Origin of the sequence: Streptomyces flaveus, from assembly GCF_014647675.1 — a bacterium.
Taxonomy (GTDB): domain Bacteria; phylum Actinomycetota; class Actinomycetes; order Streptomycetales; family Streptomycetaceae; genus Streptomyces; species Streptomyces flaveus.
The window spans coordinates 158,361-178,364 of sequence record NZ_BMPQ01000014.1 but is presented as its reverse complement, the minus strand read 5'-3'; the positions used below and the strand labels follow the sequence as shown (position 1 = coordinate 178,364).

The 20,004-nt window shown below is 67.8% G+C and carries 21 protein-coding genes; 10 read left to right on the top strand and 11 right to left on the bottom strand.

The window, feature by feature from the left end:
* Positions 1-44: 44 nt before the first annotated feature.
* From IEZ21_RS26285 to IEZ21_RS26265, 5 genes are all read right to left on the bottom strand, one after another.
* Positions 45-1,031 carry an aldo/keto reductase gene (locus IEZ21_RS26285; RefSeq protein ID WP_189324345.1) on the bottom strand — a complete coding sequence of 329 codons (987 nt, stop codon included), beginning with the start codon at positions 1,029-1,031 and terminating at the stop codon, positions 45-47.
* A gap of 10 nt (positions 1,032-1,041) precedes the next feature.
* The gene (locus IEZ21_RS26280) at positions 1,042-2,001 is read right to left on the bottom strand and encodes an amidohydrolase family protein (RefSeq protein ID WP_189324344.1); all 960 of its coding nucleotides are present in this window, start codon (positions 1,999-2,001) and stop codon (positions 1,042-1,044) included.
* A 51-nt stretch (positions 2,002-2,052) separates the two neighbouring features.
* Positions 2,053-3,639: a Na+/H+ antiporter gene (locus tag IEZ21_RS26275; protein ID WP_189324343.1), complete on the bottom strand. Its 1,587-nt coding sequence runs from the start codon at positions 3,637-3,639 to the stop codon at positions 2,053-2,055.
* Positions 3,640-3,703: 64 nt separating this feature from the next.
* On the bottom strand, positions 3,704-4,129 hold the full coding sequence (locus tag IEZ21_RS26270; protein WP_189324342.1) for a nuclear transport factor 2 family protein: 426 nt from the start codon (positions 4,127-4,129) through the stop codon (positions 3,704-3,706).
* A 110-nt stretch (positions 4,130-4,239) separates the two neighbouring features.
* On the bottom strand, positions 4,240-5,256 hold the full coding sequence (locus IEZ21_RS26265) for a zinc-dependent alcohol dehydrogenase family protein (protein ID WP_189324341.1): 1,017 nt from the start codon (positions 5,254-5,256) through the stop codon (positions 4,240-4,242).
* 400 nt (positions 5,257-5,656) lie between these two features.
* On the opposite strand from IEZ21_RS26265, the gene IEZ21_RS26260 reads away from it, so the two are divergent.
* From IEZ21_RS26260 to IEZ21_RS26240, 5 genes are all read left to right on the top strand, one after another.
* Positions 5,657-6,526 carry a helix-turn-helix transcriptional regulator gene (locus tag IEZ21_RS26260; RefSeq protein ID WP_189324340.1) on the top strand — a complete coding sequence of 290 codons (870 nt, stop codon included), beginning with the start codon at positions 5,657-5,659 and terminating at the stop codon, positions 6,524-6,526.
* A gap of 176 nt (positions 6,527-6,702) precedes the next feature.
* Positions 6,703-7,482 (top strand): IclR family transcriptional regulator, encoded by a 780-nt coding sequence (locus tag IEZ21_RS26255; protein ID WP_189324339.1) that lies wholly within the window; start codon positions 6,703-6,705, stop codon positions 7,480-7,482.
* Between the two features lie 119 nt (positions 7,483-7,601).
* Positions 7,602-8,537 (top strand): dioxygenase family protein, encoded by a 936-nt coding sequence (locus IEZ21_RS26250; protein WP_189324338.1) that lies wholly within the window; start codon positions 7,602-7,604, stop codon positions 8,535-8,537.
* On the top strand, positions 8,534-9,316 hold the full coding sequence (locus tag IEZ21_RS26245; protein WP_033318190.1) for a fumarylacetoacetate hydrolase family protein: 783 nt from the start codon (positions 8,534-8,536) through the stop codon (positions 9,314-9,316). Before IEZ21_RS26250 ends, IEZ21_RS26245 begins: the two co-directional genes overlap by 4 nt.
* Positions 9,313-10,209, top strand: coding sequence for an aldolase/citrate lyase family protein (locus tag IEZ21_RS26240; protein ID WP_246568163.1), 897 nt, complete (start codon positions 9,313-9,315; stop codon positions 10,207-10,209). Before IEZ21_RS26245 ends, IEZ21_RS26240 begins: the two co-directional genes overlap by 4 nt.
* 146 nt (positions 10,210-10,355) lie before the next feature.
* On the opposite strand, the gene IEZ21_RS26235 is transcribed toward IEZ21_RS26240, so the two are convergent.
* From IEZ21_RS26235 to IEZ21_RS26215, 5 genes are all read right to left on the bottom strand, one after another.
* Complete coding sequence (locus IEZ21_RS26235; protein ID WP_189324337.1) at positions 10,356-11,225, bottom strand: helix-turn-helix domain-containing protein; 870 nt, start codon at positions 11,223-11,225, stop codon at positions 10,356-10,358.
* A gap of 80 nt (positions 11,226-11,305) precedes the next feature.
* A complete protein-coding gene (locus IEZ21_RS26230; RefSeq protein WP_189324336.1) occupies positions 11,306-12,004 on the bottom strand; it encodes a type 1 glutamine amidotransferase domain-containing protein in 699 nt (232 codons plus the stop codon).
* 25 nt (positions 12,005-12,029) lie between these two features.
* On the bottom strand, positions 12,030-12,422 hold the full coding sequence (locus IEZ21_RS26225) for a nuclear transport factor 2 family protein (protein WP_189324335.1): 393 nt from the start codon (positions 12,420-12,422) through the stop codon (positions 12,030-12,032).
* A gap of 53 nt (positions 12,423-12,475) precedes the next feature.
* Positions 12,476-13,075 (bottom strand): flavodoxin family protein, encoded by a 600-nt coding sequence (locus IEZ21_RS26220; protein WP_189324334.1) that lies wholly within the window; start codon positions 13,073-13,075, stop codon positions 12,476-12,478.
* A 212-nt stretch (positions 13,076-13,287) separates the two neighbouring features.
* Positions 13,288-14,271 carry an alpha/beta hydrolase gene (locus tag IEZ21_RS26215; RefSeq protein WP_281399514.1) on the bottom strand — a complete coding sequence of 328 codons (984 nt, stop codon included), beginning with the start codon at positions 14,269-14,271 and terminating at the stop codon, positions 13,288-13,290.
* A 284-nt stretch (positions 14,272-14,555) separates the two neighbouring features.
* Between IEZ21_RS26215 and IEZ21_RS26210 the strand changes: the two genes are divergently transcribed.
* Complete coding sequence (locus IEZ21_RS26210; protein ID WP_189324332.1) at positions 14,556-15,134, top strand: TetR/AcrR family transcriptional regulator; 579 nt, start codon at positions 14,556-14,558, stop codon at positions 15,132-15,134.
* A gap of 71 nt (positions 15,135-15,205) precedes the next feature.
* Here the strand turns inward: IEZ21_RS26210 and IEZ21_RS26205 are convergent, their stop codons facing one another.
* Positions 15,206-16,906 carry an FAD-dependent monooxygenase gene (locus tag IEZ21_RS26205; RefSeq protein WP_281399509.1) on the bottom strand — a complete coding sequence of 567 codons (1,701 nt, stop codon included), beginning with the start codon at positions 16,904-16,906 and terminating at the stop codon, positions 15,206-15,208.
* 202 nt (positions 16,907-17,108) lie between these two features.
* On the opposite strand from IEZ21_RS26205, the gene IEZ21_RS26200 reads away from it, so the two are divergent.
* From IEZ21_RS26200 to IEZ21_RS26185, 4 genes are all read left to right on the top strand, one after another.
* The gene (locus tag IEZ21_RS26200; RefSeq protein ID WP_189324331.1) at positions 17,109-17,507 is read left to right on the top strand and encodes a nuclear transport factor 2 family protein; all 399 of its coding nucleotides are present in this window, start codon (positions 17,109-17,111) and stop codon (positions 17,505-17,507) included.
* 20 nt (positions 17,508-17,527) lie between these two features.
* The gene (locus IEZ21_RS26195; protein ID WP_189324330.1) at positions 17,528-18,175 is read left to right on the top strand and encodes a VOC family protein; all 648 of its coding nucleotides are present in this window, start codon (positions 17,528-17,530) and stop codon (positions 18,173-18,175) included.
* Positions 18,172-19,011: a fumarylacetoacetate hydrolase family protein gene (locus tag IEZ21_RS26190; RefSeq protein WP_189324329.1), complete on the top strand. Its 840-nt coding sequence runs from the start codon at positions 18,172-18,174 to the stop codon at positions 19,009-19,011. Before IEZ21_RS26195 ends, IEZ21_RS26190 begins: the two co-directional genes overlap by 4 nt.
* 108 nt (positions 19,012-19,119) lie before the next feature.
* Positions 19,120-19,863, top strand: a complete 744-nt coding sequence (locus IEZ21_RS26185; RefSeq protein WP_213089354.1) for a methyltransferase domain-containing protein — start codon at positions 19,120-19,122, stop codon at positions 19,861-19,863.
* Positions 19,864-20,004: the final 141 nt, after the last annotated feature.

Genomic DNA, 20,004 nt, shown 5'->3' with positions numbered 1-20,004 from the left:
CCGAAACCGGTGTGCCCGCCCGCAGCTTGCTTCCGTTCGTCTGGCTACTTGTCGAGCAGCGACATGTGGTGCTCGTTGTAGCGGTCTCCCTGTACTCCGACCCGGCCGGCGAGTTCATTGAGGTCCGACAGTTCGTCGGCGGAGAGCGGCAGTTGGGCGGCGCCGGTGTTCTCCTCGATACGCGCGATGCGCCGCGTTCCGGGAATCGGAACGATCGACGGATGCTGTGCAAGCAGCCAGGCAAGGGCGACCTGCCCCGGTGTGGCGTCCTTGGCCTGCGCGAGCGTTGCAATGTGCTCGACGAGAGCCTGGTTGGCCGCTCGATTCTCGGCCGTGAACCGTGGAATGGTTGTTCGGACGTCGCCGGCCGCGAACGACGTCGAAGCGTCCACCGCCCCGGTCAGGAACCCCTTGCCGAGCGGGCTGAAGGGCACGAATCCGATTCCGAGCGCCGCGCACGTCGGCAGGACCTGTGACTCGGGATCTCGGGTCCACAGCGAGTACTCGCTCTGCACTGCCGTGACCGGATGGACCGAGTGAGCACGGCGGATGGTCTCCGCACTGGCCTCCGAGAGCCCGAAGCAGCGGACCTTGCCCTCCTGCACAAGCTCGCCCACCGCGCCGGCGACGTCTTCGATCGGCACCTGTGGATCAACGCGGTGCTGATAGAACAGGTCGATCGTCTCGACCCCGAGCCGTTCGAGGGAGGCCGTGGCGACGGCACGGATCTGCTCGGGCCGGCTGTTGAGTCCGACTGACGCACCGTTCTCGATGCGGAATCCGAACTTCGTGGCGATCACCACTTGGTCACGTACCGGAGCAAGGGCCTCTCCGACGAGTTCCTCGTTGACATAGGGGCCGTACACCTCCGCGGTGTCGAAAAACGTGACCCCGCGGTCCACGGCCCCACGGAGCACGGCGATCATGTCGCTTCGATCACCGGGGTTCGGGCCGTAGCTCTGGGACATTCCCATTGCGCCGAGACCGATGGCGGAGACTCGGAGGTTTCGCCCGAGTGTTCGCGTGTGCATTCTTCCTCCTTCACCGCGCCGTCCGCGGGAACAGGCGCTGGGCGTTTGCCGTCGTCAGGGAACGCCACGTGGTCCCCTCTGCCGGTGACTCGGCCGCGTCGATCGCCGCGATGTGGGCGTCGGCCAGCGGGGGAGGCGTCCAGCAGTAGTCGCTGCCGAACAGTACGCGGTCCGGATCGACGAGCTTCAGCAGCGCGGGGACCTGACGTGGGAACGCCGTGCCCGCCATGTCGTAGTACAGGCCCCGTAGTTGCTGCACGGCATCGAGGGAGGCCGAATTCTCCGAAGGCAGGAACAGCCTCATGAACTCGTTGATGCGGTCGGCCAGGACGGGAACCGCGCCACCGCAGTGCGGAACGATCACCTGCATGTTCTGATGTCGCGTCAGGACACCCGCCATCACCAGGTCCGTGACGGTACGGGCCGTGTCGAAGATGTACTCGACCATCGGCCGCGGTCTGCCGAGTGCGGACTGTTCCCAGCACACCGGTGAGGTGGGGTGCAGGAAGACCACGGCCCGCCGCCGGTCGAGTTCCGCGAAGACCGGGTCGAGGCGCTGGTCACCCAGGTACACACCGTGCGTGTGCGTAAGCAAGGCCACGCCGTCGGTGCCGAGTTCGTCGAAGGCGAATGCGATCTCCTCCAACGAGCCGTCCACGTCCGGCAGGGGAAGCGACGCGAAGTTGCCGAAGCGGCAGGGGTGTTCGCGGGTCAGTTCGGCGGCGTACTCGTTGACGCGCCGGGCGAGGAGGCGGGCCGCCTTGTCGTCGCCGAAGTGTACGCCGGGGGAGGACATGGACAGCATCGCGGTCTCGATGCCGTTGCGGTCCATCAGGTCCAGGTGGGCTTCCACGGACCACGACGGCCAGCCGCCCATGCCATCGGGGTGAGCGTGGCCCGCCGTTGTCGCCTGCTGGACGTAGAAGTCGGGCAGGAGGTGGGCGTGGACGTCGATCAGGCCGGAGGACATGACAGGGATCCCTTCCGGGGGGCTTGTGTGAAGGCGGGTGTCGGGCTCGGCTCACTCCACCTGCTCGCGTCCGGCCAGCCGCACCTCTTCGTTGTCCAGCGCGGCCTGGAGCCGGCGCAGCACGGTGTCGTCGATCTGTCCCTCGTCGCGCAGGCGGACGACGGTTGCGCGTCTGTGGGCGATGAGGGCGAGGCGGAGGTCGGTGTAGTGGCGGTTGTGGAGCAGGGCGGGATCGTCGTCGGTGCCCGCGTCCTTGGCCCGTACGGTCGCCAGGTGGGCCTCGTACTCCTGGCTCAGCCACTCCATGACTTTCGGGGTGGTGCCCAGTTCGGCAGCGAGTTGCGGCAGTGCTGTGATGGCTTCCTCGGTCGCCTTTGTCTCGGCGAGGACCTGCTCCTCGTCGACGGACGTGTCGCGCGGCAGCCGGGCCCAGCGCACCACGCCCGGCAGCAGCAGTCCCTGCACCACGAGAGTGACCACGATGACGCCGGAGGTGACGAAGACGATGAAGGCACGGTCGGGGAACGGCTCACCCGAGTCGAGGGTCTCCGGCACCGAGAGCGCCACGGCGAGCGACACCGCGCCCCGGAAGCCCGCGAACCCGCTGACGGTGCGGGCCCGGTGACTGATTCTGCGCAGTCGTTGCTCGGGACGCCGGTCGAGTACGCGGACCAGGTAGGCGGAGGAGAACAGGAACGCGAACCGGACCATGACCAGCACCACGCTGACCATGCCGATCGCGATCAGGGCGTCCTGGAGGTCGGAGCGGTCCAAGTGGCGGAGTGCGTACTGGAGTTCCACTCCGACCAGGACGAACAATGCGCCGTTGATGATGAAGGTGAGCAGTGGCCAGAAGGCCAGTGCCTGGCGGCGATGCTCGGCGCGGATGAGGCTGGGAGCCACCTGGGCCATGATCAGCCCGCTCACGACGACCGCGAGGACACCCGAGGCGTGGATCAGCTCGGCGAGCAGAAACGCCGTGAACGGCGCCAGGATCATGACGAGATTGCCGAGCAGGGGATCGTCCAGGCGGCGCCGCAGGTTCATGTTGATCCAGGCGACCAGCACGCCGACCGCTGCCCCGCCGCCGTAGGCCAGGAGGAACAGCGCGCCCACGTGCGGAACGGTGAGGTGTTCCTCGCCGACGGTGATACCGACCGCCAGGCCGAAGATGACCAGTGCGGTGCCGTCGTTGACGAGGCTTTCGGCACGCAGCACGGTGACCTGACGGCGCGGCAGGGAGCGGGCCAGGACGCCGACCGCTGTCGCGTCGGTGGGAGCCACCGCCGCGCCCAGCGCCCAGGCCGGTCCCCACGGCAGTCCGAGCGCGTGCCCGGCGACGGCCACGGTCCCCGCGGTGAGGATCACCAGGACCGTGCTGAGCAGGACGATGCCGCGCAGGTTGGAACGGATCTCCCGGATGGACGTGGTGAGGCTCTCCCAGTACAGCAACACCGGAAGGAAGAGCAACAGCACCACTTCTGGCGGCAGTTGAGTCTGACGCGCGGCCGGGACGAGTCCCAGAAGAGCACCCACGACCAGCAGCACGACGGGTGGTGCGACGCGGAAGCGCTGGGCGATGACCTGGCCCAGCAGCAGAGCCACGCCCAGGAGCACGACGAGTTCGAGACCGAGCATGACTGTTGCTCCCGTGTGGGGCGGACTGCGGACTGGGGACGAACGGGTGTGGGCAGACCTGCGGTCAGGCGGGAGCGGTGGTGAGCGGCTCACCGAGGCAGGTACGCGTGATACCGAGCGAGTCCTCGAACACGCGGTAGTCGGTGATCAGGCCGTCGACGACGGTGAAACGCAGGATCATCTCGCTTTCGAGCACCTGCCCCGAGGGACGGAACCGGGAGGCGTACCGGCCCGGTACCAGTACCCGTCCGTCGGCCTCCACCATGGTCTGCAGCTCGAACACGAGCGGCTCGACGGCTGCGAAGAACGCGGTGAGGGACTGCTCGATGTCCTTCGGCCCGGTGCGGTGACCGGCCCAGGGCGTCAGTGCCGGATCGCCCGGGATCGTCCAGGTCGCGTCGGGAGCGAAGCGGGAGAGGATCCGCTCCATGTCGCGGGCGCCGAGGGCTTCGAAGTACGCCTCGACGGTGAGGATCGCCTCGCTGGTCATGGCGGTCGGTCCGTTCTGCTGGGCTGCGGTGGGCGGGCGAGGTTGCCGCTCGTTGGTGCCGGCGGTGGTGGGCGCGGCTGATCCCGCGCCCCCCACCGCCAGGGTTCGGGTCAGGGACGCAGCAGCGTCTTGATGGCGCGGCGCTCGTCCATGGCCTTGTAACCTTCGGCGACCTCGTCCAGGGGCAGGGTGAGGTCGAAGACCTTGCCCGGGTTGATACGGCCGCTGAAGACGCGGTCGATCAGGTCGGGAAGGTAGGCGCGCACGGGGGCGGGGCCACCGCGCAGACCGACGTGGGAGAAGAAGAGCTGCAGGCCGTCGATCTGCACGTCGTGAGGCATGCCGACGAAGCCGACGTTGCCGCCCGGTCGGGTGGACTGCAGGGCCTGTTGCATCGACTGCTGGGTGCCGACGCACTCGAGTACGGAGTCGGCGCCGATGCCGTTCGTCAGTTCCTTGACGCGGGCGATGCCTTCCTCGCCGCGCTCGGTGACGATGTCGGTGGCGCCGAACTCCAGGGCCAGCTTCTGCCGGGACTCGTGGCGGCTCATGGTGATGATGCGGGCGGCTCCCAGTTCCTTCGCGGCGATGACACCGGACAGGCCCACCGCGCCGTCACCGACCACCACGGCCGTCGAACCGGGCTTCACCTCGGCCGCCCTGGCGGCGTACCAGCCGGTGCCCATGACGTCGGACAGGGCCAGCAGGTCCGGGATCAGCTCCTCGGTAGGCTGTTCCGGGGTGGCGACCAGGGTGCCGTCGGCGAGGGGGACACGGACGTACTCGGCCTGGCAGCCGGTGACCCACTGCGCGTGCCGGCAGGAGGTGTGGTAGCCGGCCTGGCAGATCGGGCAGGTGTTGTCGGAGGCGACGAAGGAACCGATGACGAACTGGCCCGGCTCGACGCTCGTTACGTCGCTGCCGACCTCCTCGACGATGCCCACGTATTCGTGGCCGATCGGCTGCGGCTCGGTGACCGGCAGGACACCCCGGTAGCTCCACAGATCGGAGCCGCACACGCAGGCGGCGGCGGTCCGGATGACCGCGTCCGTCGGCGCCACGATCTTCGGCTCTGGGGCGTTCTCCACCCGGATGTCACCGGGCGCGTGAATGATGGTTGCTCGCATGATGCTCTCTCAGGCTCGTCAGGTCGCCCCGCGGGTGGACGATCGCGGGCAGCGGGCGACCGGCACGCTGCCAGGAGTGTGGAGGTGACCGGGCGGCGTCAGGTCATTGCCGAGGAACGTGACATCCGTCCTCACCGTCCTTTCTCGCCTCCTCCTCAGCCGCATGGAATATGGAATACGGGATATCGGTGGCATTCGAAAACGATCCCGGTCCCGGGGTCGGCGGTCCCGCCTGTACGGTGAATGTTCTCCATGGGCCGGTCCTGGTCGGCGGCCACCTCATCGAGCCTGCCACCATTGCGTGAGCCCGCAAAGGGGAGAATTCCATCCCAGGAATTACTTATCCAGGGGAGGAATCCTTACCCCCCTGGCGAAGGCTGAGCGGTGCGAGACTGGCCGTATGACCAGCGACGCGCATCTGAACGAGCTGGGAGAATTCCTCAAGGCGCGGCGGGCCGAGTTGAGCCCGCGCACCGTAGGCCTGCCCGACACCGGTGGCCCCCGGCGGGTGGCCGGCCTGCGCCGGGAGGAGGTCGCCGTGCTCGCTGCCATCAGTACGGACTACTACACGCGGTTGGAGCAGGGGCGTGCCCGTGCTCCGATGTCGGTGCTCGCCACGCTCGTCCGTGTCCTGCACCTCGACGACGACCAGCGTGACCACCTGTTCGAGCTGGCCGCGAGAGACGAGTACGTGCCGCGCCGCCGGCCGGCGCAGCAGGTCCAGCAGCAACTCAGGCGTCTCCTGGACGAGTTGACCGCGACCCCCGCGCTCGTCCTGGGCCGTCGCATGGACATCCTGGCCTGGAACCCTCTGGCGGCCGCTCTGCTCACGGACTTCGGCCAGGTTCCGGAGAAGAAGCGCAACTACGCCCGGCTGTGCTTCACCAACTCCTGCTTCCGCGGGCTTCACCTCAACTGGAGGACGATCGCCCGGAACTGCGTCGCCGAACTGCGCCTGGAGGCCGCCCAGCACCCGGGCGACCCCGAACTGGCCGCGCTCGTCGGTGAGCTGTCGGTGGTCGACGCCGACTTCCGGCAGTGGTGGGCCGGGCGTCAGGTGGCCGGCTTGCGGGTGGGCACCCAGAGGCTGCGCCACCCGGTTGCCGGCGACCTCACTCTCGACTGGGACAGTCTGACCTGCACAGCCGCCCCCGCACAGCAGTTGGTGATCTGGACCGCCGAGCCCGGGACCCCGTCCCATGACGGACTGCGCTTCCTCGCGTCGTGGACTGCCGACCCGTATCAGCGGGCGCGGGATGAGGCTGCCTGACGAACGAGAGCCGGGTTCACGGTGAAAGGCGGCTTGGGGGAGACGAGTCCTGGATCGCCGGGTCGGGTGTCACGATGGGCCGCTGAGTCCGGATCTGCCATGCGTACGGTTCTGCCGTGCGTACGGTCCTGAGTCGGCAGGACGAGCGGTACCGCACAGCGAGGAGGCCGTACCGTATGCCCCGCACCAGCGAACCCGGCAGGACAGTGGGCTCCCGCCTGCTGGAAGTGCTGTTCGCGTTCCAGCCCGGGAACAGTGCGCTCAGCCTCGCCGACCTGGTGCGCACGACGGGCATGCCTCACGCCACCGTGCGGAGACTGGCCGTGGAACTCGCCGACTTCGGCGCGCTGGACCGTCGGCCGGACGGCAGATTCACGGTGGGACTGCGGCTGTGGCAACTCGGAACCCTGGCCCCGCTCACCGAATCACTGCGCACGCTGGCCCAGCCGTTCCTCGAGGATCTCTACACCGCACTTCACCAGCATGTGCAACTGGCGGTCCTGGAAGGCCAGGAAGCGGTGATCATCGAGAGACTGTCCGCGTCGGAGGCACCCGAACTCGTCTCCCAGGTCGGTGGGCGGCTGCCACTGCACTGCACGGGTGTGGGCAAGGTGCTGCTCAGCCACGGCGGTACGGAGCTGATCGAGAGCGTGCTGTCGGGCGAGCTCCGGGAGTACTCGTCGCGAAGCATCGTGGCACCGGAGGTGCTGCGCAAGGAGATCGCCGGCTGCCGTCGCACCGGGACGGCCACGGTGCGAGGAGAGTTGACCCCCGGCACCGATTCGGTGGCCACGCGCATCGTGAACGGCGAAGGCCGTGTCGTAGCGGCGCTGTCCGTGGTCGTGCGCACTGACTCGGTGAAGCACCCGGCGGTGCTTCCGTCTGTGATCGCAAGCGGTCTCGGCATCTCCCGCCTCCTTGGCTGGAGCCCTGGCGTCAAGGTCCGCCACAGCTGATCACTTTCTCGTGGTCCATTGGATGGACGGTGGCGTTGTGCGGGCCGGACGGCCTTCGGATACTCGCGGGGCAGTGCTCACCGCGGGCCGGCAGCCGACCGTTACGAGGAGACGCCGACGTGATCATCCAGGACGAACTCCAGCTCACCGCGGCGGTACTTGCCGAGACGGAGCGGGCCGGTGACCCGCGGGTCAAGGAGATCATCCAGGCGCTGGTGCGCCACTTGCACGATCTTGCCCGCGAAGTGCGGCTGACCGAGAAGGAGTTCGACACTGCCCTCGACATCGTGACCAGGCTCGGTCGGCTCACCACGCCCAGCCACAACGAGGTCAGGCTGATGGCGGGTTCGCTGGGCCTGTCAACGCTGGTCGCCCTGATGAACAACGGCACCGAAGACAAGCCGACCTCGGCGAACCTGCTCGGTCCGTTCTGGCGCCAGGGCAGCCCGAGGATGAACAACGGTGAGTCGATCGTCCGCTCGCCCACCGAGGGACCGCCGCTGTTCTTCACCGGCCGGATCGTCGACACCGACACGAACGCGGTCGCCGACGCGGAAGTTGACATCTGGCACGCGTCACCCGCCGGCCTCTATGAGAACCAGGACCCCGAGCAGGCCGAGTGGAATCTCCGTGGCAAGTTCTTCAGCGATGAGGAAGGAGTGTTCGCCTTCCGCAGTATCAAGCCTTCCGGTTACCCGATACCGATGGGCGGGCCCGTGGGCGAGCTCCTGACCGCGCTCAAGCGCCATCCCTTCCGGCCGGCCCATGTCCACGCGCTGATCCACAAACCCGGATACAAGACGATCGCGTCCCAGCTCTACAGCCACGACGACCCCATCCTGGAGACCGACGCCCAGTTCGGCGTCGTACAGAGCCTCGTCGGCACGTACGTACTCCACGAGAACGAGCCGGCGCCGGACCCGGACGTGACCGAGCCCTGGTACAGCCTCGAGTTCACCTTCGTCGTCGAGCCGGGTGAGGCCTGGCTGCCGACCCCGCCCGTGTCGGCCAAGCGCGCCACCGAGCTGGACGTACTCCCGAGAGGAACCCAGTGATCAGCGAAGCAGAACGTCGCGCAGCCGCAGCTGCCCTGATGCAGGCCGACCGTGACCGTAAACCGATCACCCAACTCAGCCGCACCTATCCCGATCTGGAGATCGTCGACGCCTACGCCATCCAGCAGCTCTGGGCGGCGGAGCGCGTGGCGGCCGGCGCTCGGCTCGTCGGGCACAAGATCGGACTGACGTCTCGCGCCATGCAGATGGCCTCGAAGATGACGGAACCCGACTACGGCTTTCTCACCGACGACATGGTCGTGGGCGACGGCGCCCGCCTCGACGCGAGCCGCTACATGAAGCCCAGACTGGAGGTCGAACTCGCCTTCGTGCTCGGCAAGGACCTGCACGGTCCGGACCTACGCGTCCACGACGTCCTGCGGGCGACGGAGTACGTCGTCCCCGCGCTCGAGGTCATCGACTACCGCACCGAGGTGCCGCGCGCGATCACCGACACCATCGCCGACAACGCCGCCGCCGCGGCGATGGTGGTCGGCGGTCGAGTCGTACGCCCGATGGACCTCGACGTCCGGTGGGTGGCCGCGACGTTGGCGAAGAACGGGGTGATCGAGGAGTCCGGCGTCTCGGCCGCCGTCATGGGACACCCGGCGGCAGGCATCGCCTGGCTCGGGAACAAGCTCGCCGCGGTCGGCCAGCATCTGAAAGCCGGTCAGATGCTGCTGTCGGGCTCGTTCACGCGACCGGTCTCGGTCGAAGCGAACACCGTCGTCCACGCCGACTTCGGCCCGCTGGGTTCGATCGGGGTGGCGTTCCAGTGACCACGCACAACCCCGTTCCAGTGACCACGCACAACCCGCCGACCGGCGCAGCACAGCCCGTACCAGGCCAGTGGCCCCTGCCGGCGAACGCGTTCAAAGCGGCGCTTGCCCGAGGCGAGCAGATGATCGGCATGTGGTGCTCGCTGGCCGACCCGTACCCGGCCGAGATCGTCGCCGGCGCCGGCTTCGACTGGCTGCTTCTCGACACCGAACACTCGCACGCCGACATCGCGACCGTGCTCTCGCAACTCCAGGCGGTCGCCCCGTACCCCTGCTCGCCCGTGGTGCGTCCTCCGGTCAACGATCCCGTGGTGATCAAGCGGCTCCTGGATGTCGGCGCTCAGTCGCTGCTGATTCCGCAGGTCGAGTCGGCCGAGGAAGCGCGCGCCGCCGTCGCCGCCACCCGTTACGCCCCCATCGGCGTCCGCGGCGTGGCGGCCTTGACCAGGGCCACCCGCTTCGGTCGGGTCAAGGACTACGCCGTACTGGCGCACACCGAGCTGTGCGTGCTCGTCCAGGTCGAATCGCGGCACGCCCTTGAGCAGATCGAGCAGATCGCGTCCGTCGACGGCGTGGACGGGATCTTCATCGGCCCCAGCGACCTGGCCGCCAGCCTCGGCCATCCCGGAGACCCGAACGCACCGACCGTCACCGAGGCGGTCGAGCACGCGATCGGCCGCGTGCGCGCGGCGGGCAAACCGGCCGGCGTGCTGACGACCAACCCCGCGTTCGCGCGGCGGTGCATCGAACTCGGGACCACGTTCACCGCCGTCGGCGTCGACGTGGGCCTGCTGGCACGCGGCGCCGACGCCCTCGCCCGGACCTTCACACAACAGGCCGCCGCGGCGACGGCTGCGCCTGCCGCCGCGAGCCAGTCCCTGGAGGTCCGATGACGCCGAAGCCGTAGCGCCGCCCGCCGAGGGCCGCATTCGTCGAGGTGTCCGACATTCGCGCCTCGCGCGCCGGGAAAAGGGAAGGCTCTTGGCTGGGATGCGGGTATGGGGGAATGTGCTTTCCCTCTATATCAATGGGGGGAGGTTTACGCGACGGTGTCGGACGCCGTCCGCTTCTGGTCCGCGCCCCAGGAGGCCAGGAGACGCAGTCCGTCGTAGGAAGGGGAACCGGGTGCGGCGGTCCACACGATGATGTGCTGCTCGGGGTCCGTGCCGCATGTGAGCGTGTCCCAGTCGAGGGTCAGCTCTCCCACCGCCGGGTGACGAAGCTTCTTGGTGCCCTTGCCTCGCATCGCGACGTCGTGTTCGGTCCACCACTGCCGGAACTGTGCGTCGCGGGCGGAGAGCTCCTCGACCAGAGCGGCGAGACGCTGGTCGCCGGGGTAGCGCGCGGTCTCCATGCGCAACTGCGCGATGGCAAGGCGGGTGACCTCTTCCCAGTCCACGTACAGCTCGCGCATCCAGGGTTCGGTGAACAGCAGCCGGACGAACACGCGTTCCTGCTTCGGGAAACGTGCGAAATCGGTCCACAGCGCGGCGGCGAGCTGGTTCCAGCCGAGGATGTCGGTCCGTCGGCCGATGACGAAGGCCGGAGTGGCGGTGAGATCGTCCAGCATGCGCTGGAGCTGCGTATCCACCTGCTGGCGGTCGCCTGACCTGGCCGGGCGCACCCTGTCTTTCGCCGCGAGCTCGAAGAGGTAGGTGCGCTGGTCCTCGTTCAGACGGAGTACCTGGGCGATCTCGTTCAGAAGGGGAGTCGACGCCTGGAGACGGCCCTGCTCGATCCGGGCGTAGTACTCGGTGCTGATCGCCGCGAGAAGAGCCACTTCCTCGCGGCGCAGACCACGCACACGCCGCCGTTGCCCGCCGCGGAGCCCGACCTCGGAGGGACTGAGCTCGGCACGGCGGGCCTTGAGGAACTCACCCAGCTCGTTCAGATGGGGGTTGCGGTTCATGCTGTGCAGCGTGGCACAAACGTCCGGCGTTGTGAGGGGGGAGAAATCCTTCCCCTGGTCGAGCGATCAGCCCGGCCGGCTCAGCCCAGTGCCTTGAGCACCGCCTGGGCCAGCGGAACCGCCGAGCCCGGGTTCTGGCCGGTGTACAGAGTTCGGTCGATCTCGACGTGCGGGGTGAACGGATCGGCCTCGCGGTAGTCCGCCCCGAGTTCGTCGACGAGGCGGTTCTGCAGCAGCCACTTCGCGCGGTCCGCGAGACCGTTCTGCTTCTCCTCGGCGTTGGAGAGGCCGGTCAGTCGGTAGCCGGAGAATGGGGACGTCCCGTCGGGACCGATGGTGGCCAGCAGTGCCGCGGGGCCATGGCACACCAGGGACACCAGCTTGCCCGAGGCGAGCCACTCGGTGAGCAGCCTGCCGGACTCGGCGTCGTCGGGCAGATCCTCCATCGGGCCCCAGCCGCCGGGGTAGAAGACGGCCTCGTACTCGTCGATGCGTACGTCCTCGATACGCATCGGGTGCGCCAGCTCGGTGGCCTCGCGCAGTGCGGTCCGCATGCGCTGCGCGCCTTCCTCGCCGCCGTTGAACTCCGGGCTGAGGCTGAGCGCGTCCGCCGTGGGTGGCACACCGCCGGGTGTTGCCGCCGTGATCTCGTATCCGGCCTCCTTGAAGACCTGGTACGGGCCGAGGGCTTCCTCAGCCCAGAAGCCGGCCGGCTGCCGGGTTCCGTCTGCCAGCGTCCAGTGGTCGGACGCGGTGATCACGAAGAGGATCTTCGCCATGGTTATTGGTCTCCTGGTGACGGTGTCAGCCCTTGATGGCTTCTCGGATGATGTGGCTGTCGGCGGCCTGCCGCATGCTGACGGCCTTGCCGTCGCGGAGAGTCCACAGGTGGATGAACCGGACGTCGGCCTTGTCGCCGGTCTTGGTCTCGGCGTGGTAGTGCCCGAACACGAAGACGTGGCCTTCGTCGTCCGCGTAGAACTCCTCGGGCACCGCGCCGAGGGACTCGATGTTCGGCATCGGTGTGCCGAAGAAGTCCTTCGCCACGCTGTCCCAGCCGTGGTACACGCCGCTGTTCGGGAAGCCCGGGGTGATGTCCCAGGCGAGGTCCGGGGCCATGACCTCCTTGGTGACCTCGGGCGCCATTCGGGATTCGTAGACCCGGCGGATGAGGGCGAGGTTCGGGGAGTCGGACATGGTTCGCTCCTTGCGGGGGGTGGATTTGGACTATGGGAAAGAAGGCCTTGTGATCAGGCGGCGAGGGTGGCCCGCCCGGCCTGGAAGACCGCGGCCTGGCGTGCGACGCGCGCACCCAGGTACTCCGCGGTGGCGATGTCCGACTTGTGGACCGCTTCCGGACCGACATCGGTGGGGCTCTGGGCGCCGGCACCCATGAAGAAACCCAGCCGGTTGATGTCGTCCTCGCTGCCCGTGGTGGAATCCCAGCCAGGCAGCAGACCCAGGCTGATCCAGTGCATGCCGTGCTGGGCGGCCAAGGTGGCGAAATAGCCCAGGGTGGACGACTTGTCGCCGCTCTTGGCACCGGAGTTGGTGAAGCCCGCGGCGAGCTTGTCCACCCAGACATGGGAGAACCAGCGCCTGCTGCTGGCCTCGGCGAACGCGTGGAAGGCCGCGGAGGCGGTACCCATGTACGTGGCGGCACCGAAGATGATCGCGTCAGCGGCGTCCAGCTGCGCCCACTGCTCGTCGGTGATGGTGTCGACGGAGATCGAGACCACCTCGGCGCCGGCTCCCGCTGCGCCACGCGCCACTGCTTCGGCGACGACGGCAGTGTGGCCGTAGCCCGAATGGAAGGCAATGGCGATTGTGGGGCGGCCGGAATGGGACATGGTGATCGGGCTCCTCGAATGTTTTCGTTTCAGTGAGTGACCAAGCTTTGCATCGGAAGGGCGCGCTGTGAGGGGTAAGAAAATTTTCCCTGCCTACCGTTCTCCGGGCGAGCGATTCTCCCCTTCGGGGTTGGTCCCCACCATCGGCACTGCTTCGGCAGCGTCGAACGGCGCCAGAGCAGTGCCCGACTGTGTGGTCGTGGTCCCAGGTCCTAAAGGACAGCGAAGAACTCCACCATCTTGGTGACCGCTTGATCTACGTACTCAGGCACGTCGTACATGGCGATATGAGTCGCACCTTCGACGACGAACAACTCTTTCGGCCCTTTGGAAAGCTCGTAGGCCTGGTCGCTGAACACCTTTGTGTCCGCCTTGCTCCCGGCGATGAGGAGCATCGGTTGGGTCAGCAGTTCTGGAATCTGGTCGAACGCCGAGAAGGCGAACATCTTGTCCATGCTGGTCAGCAGGAAACGGCCCTTGGAATTGGGGTGTTGGCCTCGGGGAGTCCTGTAGTAGTCGTATCCCTCACGCAGGAGATCCGGTGTGTTTTCGTCGATCTCCTCCAGTTTTTCTGGGACGAACGGGGCGTAGAGAGGCTTTTCTCCTCTCGCTTCCGCCGTCCGCTGCTCGGCCACCATTTCCAGCGTTCCGATCTGCTCGGCCACCGGGGACATGTGCCCCAGGAAGCCCCTGGAACCTTCGCCCATGGGAGCTGCGCTGACGGTAGCCACTGCCCTGAAGCGACGTTCGGTCTGTGCCACGCTGATCGCGTAGCCACCCCCGGCGCAGATGCCAAAAACTCCCATTCGTTTGGGGTCGACGAACGGAAGAGTGCTAAGGAAGTCGGCTGCGCAGCGGGCGTCTTCCACCCTGGCCGTCGGGTCTTCCAAGAGGCGAGGTTCGCCGCCGCTCTCTCCCTGGTAGGAGGAGTCATATACCACGGTGACGAATCCATGCGCAGCGAGCCTCTTGGCGTAGAGGCCGATGGTCTGTTCCTTTACTCCGCCAGCCGGATGAATGCCAACGAGAGCCGGATACGTTTTGTCTTCACTGAAGTCGTCCGGCAGATGAAGGTGTCCCGAAATTTCTACTTCCTTGTTCCTGAAGGAAACAGTTTTGACCATGGTTCCTGCCTCTTTCTCGGCCTTGGTCCGCCACCGGGCGGCCCTGACGCCATGGTTCGCCGAAGCCGAGATTATGTCTACTCATGATGGGGGGAAGAAACTTTCCCCTGTATACCGCTCTCGGGGTAAGTGATTCTCCCGTGAAAGGGGAGCGCGGGCCTCCCCAGGGCTCCGTCGTTCTCGCGGTCGGTCCGATGTGGCGGGTATGGGCTCGGTGCGCAGAAGGCGATGGACCAGTAGTCCGACATGGCTGTCCCTGCCACAGTCAGGGACAGCCATGTCCACTGCCGTCAGGCCACTGGAGCCCGCTGTCTACACTCAGTTGAGACGAGCTGAACCCATCAGAGGAGCCCGGGATGCCGCGGAACCGCCAACAGATCCCCCGTGAAGAGCGGGCGGGTGATCTGCTGGCCGCGGCCACCGAGCTTTTTCTCTCCAAGGGCTACGCCAAGACCACGATGGCGGACATCAGCGCCGCCGCCGGTGTGGCCAGGGGCAACGTCTACTGGTACTTCGACTCCAAGGACGACATCTTCGCCGCGGTGATGGACCGGATGCTCAGCCGCGAGATCCGTACCCTCAGTGCGGAGCAGGCGGGCGCCGACCCGCTGAGCCGGCTGGTGCGGGGGCTGTCCGACATGCGCTATTCCCGGCCGCTGCACCAGGCCATGCACGACCGGCTTCCGCATTCCGAGGCGGTTCGGGTCGCCCACAACACCTTCCTGGACTGGATCGTCGGACTGGTCGACGAGGTCATGGCCGAGCGCGGCCTCGACGGCGACCCCGACATCGATGCCGCGCTCCTCCGCGATAGCGTGGTCGCCGTGTTCGAAGGCGCGAACGTGCCCAACGACCGGAACAGACCGGCACACGAGATGATCCGCCTCCTGATGGAGTCCGTCCTGGCGGGGCGTTCACCGGTCAAGAGGGCGTGACAGCTGACCGCTGATCGCGGCGGGCCGGAGTTGCGGCGGTCGGAGTCGCGACGGCCAGAGTTGGCGGGTGGTCAGAGTTGGCGAGTGGCGACTCCCGCCGACACCGGCCGTGTCTCCATGACCGAACCCGCGGCCGGATCCCCGGCCTCCGCCCCGCGCAGCCGGTCGAGCACCGCGACGGGGTCGGCAGGAGCCTGCTCGCCCCGCCACCCGACGTGCCCGTCGGGGCGGACCAGCACCAGCGGCCGCTCGTAGAGCCTTGCCGCGGCCGGATCGGCAAGGCGCAGCACCGTCAACGGCACGCCACGATGATGCGCGGCCTTCACCAGCGGGGACGGGTCTGCCGACCCCGAGACCACGAGCACGAAGCCGCGGCCGAAGTGGTCGAGCACCGAGCTGCCGTCGGGCAGCCGGACGTGCGGTGCCCGGCAACCGGGCCAGGTCGACGGGACATAGTCGTCCGGCTCGTCGGGCGGCTCCGGGGTGCCGTCCGGCACGCAGATCGGGGAGCCGCTGTAGCGGTATCCGAGTTGGACGCCCGTGCAGCGGAACTCCTTGCCCCTCGACCGGCGGATCATCTCGCCCATCTCACCGCGGGCCCGGTCGCCCTCCGCGTCCGCGCGGCCGAGGGCGGCGTCGGGTGCGAGCTGGGAGTCGGACCTCCAGTTGCTCGATGCCTCCGTGACGTTGCGGACGGCGATCGGCCGCCGCTCCAGCTCGTAGCTGTCGAGCAGCGCCGTGCCTCCCCAGCCCTGAAGGACCGCCGCGAGCTTCCAGCCCAGGTCCACGGCGTCGCCGATCCCGGTGTTGGCGCCGAAGCCTCCCTTGGGCCACAACAGATGCGCCGCATCACCCGCGAGGAACACCCGTCCCGCACGGTAGCTGCGGGCCACGACGCAATGCCCGCTCCAGGGCTGGGCGGCGAGTATCTCCACATCGATCGGCGCCCCGACGGCTTCATGCACCCAGGCGACCGCGTCCTTGGGCTCGGGCTCTTCCTCCAGGTAGACCGAGAGCCTCCACTCGTCCACGCCGTTGACCACCGTGATGTACGGCCTGCGCGCCGACGACAGCGTGTGGATCTGCACCGCAGGGCCGCCCAACCGCTCCCGGAGCAGGTCCAGCAGTTGCGGCGCACGGAAGTGCACCGCGAAGTTCTGGCCCTGCGCGAACATGCCCTCGAACTCGACGCCCAGTGCGCGCCGGACGCTGCTGCGGCCACCGTCACAGGCGACGAGGTACGCGCCGGCCAGTGTCTCGGAGGCGCCGTTCTCCAGGTCACGTACGACGGCGAGGACACCGTCGGAGTCCTGCTCGAACGTCTCCAGGCGCGTAGCGAACCTGATGTCGACCGAGGGCAGGCCTCGCGCCGTCCGTTCGAGCAACGGCAGGAACGAGAACTTGGAGAGGAACGCGGGGCCCTCCGGTGTGAGCGAGCCGTACGCGCCGGGAGACCGGTTCGTGACCCCGTAATCGAATTCGGCGAGTACGTGTCCCGTCACTGACGTGGCGAACACCGTGCGGTGCGGATAGTCCGTGGGCGGTGCCGACTCCGCGCGCGCCTCTTCCGCACAGCCCCAGCGCCGAAGGTGTTCCATGGTGCGGGAGAAGATCGCCTCGCCCGCCGGGAAGGGCACGCGGCCGTCGCCTTGATCGATCACCGTCACCGGCACGCCGCGCCACCCCAGCTCGATCGCGAGCGAGAGACCCACGGGCCCCGCTCCAACGACCAGGACACGCCGAGATCCGGCTCTTTCGTTGCGGTCAGACACAGGGGACCTGCCTTCCAGAGCATGGCTTGGATCAGTCGCGACCCAATCTCTTGAACCCGAGTCAGAATCGCATGCCTGGGTTGATCTGTGGAAGAGCCTGAGAAACAGGCGCCTATCGACAAGACGGGTGCAGTGCTACGCTTGACCCGAGTTCAAGAGATAGGGGAACATCTTGGTGTCTCCGTCCGATCGAAGCGATGCTGTGGGCCACTGTCGGACCCTGGTTGTCAGCTACCACCGCGACATCGACAGCGGCCGGGCCACCGCCGGGATCGGCGCGTTCGCCGACGACGCCGAGTTCGAGGCACACGGCCGGGTCTTCCGCGGGCGGGACGAGATATTCGGCTTCCTCGAGGCGCGGGAGGCCAACACCGGACGGCAGACCGTCCATGTGCTCGCCAACGAGGTCGTCACCGGTCAGGACGCCGGAGGCGACGACGAGCGGGTCGAGTTGCAGGCGATGGTTCTGCTGCATGTCCGGCGGCCTGACGGTGCCTACGTCTTGGACCGCGTCCTCAGCACCGTCCACCGGTTCCGCCACTCCGGCGGGGAGTGGCGGATCACGCACCGTATCTCGAGGCCGTTGCACCCCACCGTCTGACGGGCAAGGAGGCCCCCACGATGACGACGACCCCCCAGAGCACGGCCGCCCCCGCGGCCACCGAGACGCAAGCCGTCGCGCTGCAGATAGCCGAACTCGTGCTCAAGACCGGCCGCTACGACGACATGGCCGCCTTCTACACGCACGTACTGGGACACGGCCCGTTCTACGAGCGGACTCCAGATCCCGACGCCCCGCCGCGTCCCGCGGGGATGCCCGAGCGAGCGGTCGATGTCCGACTGGGCTTCTTCCGTGTCCATGACGCCCCGCACGGCAGCCAGGTTCTCGCGCTGTTCGGCATCGACAGCCTGATCGGGACCGATGCCTCCGGGCCGGGCCTGCATCACTTCCAGTTCGGTGTCGGCTCGCTGGGCGAACTCGTCGCCCAGTACGAGCACATGGCGTCCATGGGCGCGCGCCCGCACCGTGCCGCCAACCACGGCCAGGCCACCAGCTTCTACTACCGCGACCCGGACAGGAACATCGTCGAGTTCTCCTGCGCCAACTTCGCCACCACCGAGGAGGAGGTGGCCTTCATGTCCGGCCCCGTCTTCGCGGCGAACCCCTCCGGCCTGGAGCTCAACCCCGAGCGCTTCGTCGCCCGCTTCCGCGCCGGTGACCCCGAGGACGAGCTGCTGCGCCTCGACAACCAGGCGGTGGCCCTGTGACCAGGCTCGTCAGCACGGCCAAAGGGATCGGCAGACTCGAGGACGACGGCGAAACCGTCGCCCTCCTCGACCTCTACACGGCGGACCTCGGTGCCGCCCTCCAAGCAGGCCTCGACATCGCGTCCATCGCCACGGCCGCGGTCCGCGACCGTGTACCCGCGGCGCAGGCACAGCTCATCGCCCCAGTCCCCAGACCCTCCAAGATCTGGGCGGTGGGTTACGCCTACGCCGGCCACCGCACCGAGGTGGGGTACACCGGCACGGCGGAGGACCCGGTCATCTTCCTGAAGGCTCCGTCCTCGGTGATCGGCACGGGGGAACGGATCCGCTTCCCGAAGGCGGCCCCGGACGAGGTCGACTACGAAGGCGAACTCGCGGTCGTCATCGGCAGGCGCGCCACCGACGTGCCGGAGGCGGACGCGTACTCGTTCGTCGCCGGCTTCACGATCTGCAACGACGTCAGCGCACGCGACGTCCAGAAGGGACGCGTTCCCGGCCGGGCCGCCAATGTCACCGCGGCCAAGAGCTTCGACACCTTCACCCCCATGGGCCCCGCCCTGGCCACGCTCGACGAGTTCGCCGACCCCGACGACCTGCGTCTGCGCACCTGGGTCACCGGCGAGCTTCGCCAGGACGCGCGTACCTCCCAGCTCATTCACCCGGTTCCCGCGCTGGTCTCCTACCTGTCGCGGCAGACGACCCTCGAACCAGGCGACGTGATCGCCACCGGAACCCCGGCCGGGGTCGGGCACAAACAAGGCCTGTTCCTGCGGACCGGTGACGAGGTCCGGATCGAGATCGAGGGCATCGGCACCCTCGTGAACACCTGCGCCTGACGCGCAGAGGTCATCCAGAGGATGCCGGAGCCGTGGCGCCTCGAAGTCAGGAAAGTCAATTCTGGCGGCCATCGCATGTGCGACGGCCCAGTCGTAGGAGTCAATCAGGTGAGCAGCGACCCCAAGAGCAGTTTCGGCGGCGGAAACCCGTGGGACCACGTCCAGCCGTGGGACGAGGAGATTTTTGGGAAGGAAGTCCACGACAGCACCCTGCAACACAAGTGGGGGACCGCCGTGTCGATCGCCGGCGGGCTGCCCTACATCTGGAGGGAGCTGGCCCGGCCGATCTCCGAAATCGTCTATGGCCTCCTCGAACTCCGCGCCGGAGACAAGGTCCTGCTCATCGGCGAGGGCATTGCCCCCGCGGGGTGGGTGGAAGACATGCGGAAGATCGTGGGACCGGACGGCACCGTGGACGAGGTGGAGATCATCCACGACGGGCGCAAGGCCGTCCTGGGCCGGCTCCCCGGACGGAACGGCCAGACCGGCTGCTGGCGCTGGGATTACGCCGACTCGAAGGCCGACGAGGAGTACGACTGCGTCGCAGTGCTCCAGGCGACCCAGCACTGCGACGACTGGGAGGAGGCGGCCAGGGACCTGCTGCGAGTGATGAAGCCGGGCCGCCGCATCGTGCTGGCCGAGTCGGTCCTGAAAGGGCCGACGTTCACCGCGCGCATCAACTCCGACGTCCATCTCCGGCAATGGTTCGACAAGCTGTTTCAGCAGGTCCCCGTGGCAGACATTCCCTACTGGTCCGGCGAGGAGGTCCGCGAAGCATTCGGGGACACGGTCGACAGCCCACAGCTGCTGGAATGGCGCGGCATCGAGATGTTCTGGGGACGAAAGAAATAACGACGGAAGAAATACAGCGCCGGCAGCCCCATCATGCCGGACAGGCCGCGCACGGCACCGAAGCCCGCTATCGACCCCTCCCTTCGAGCGCAGCCCCCATCACCTCTCTGTCTGCCGGAAGTGCCGACGACAGGTGACACC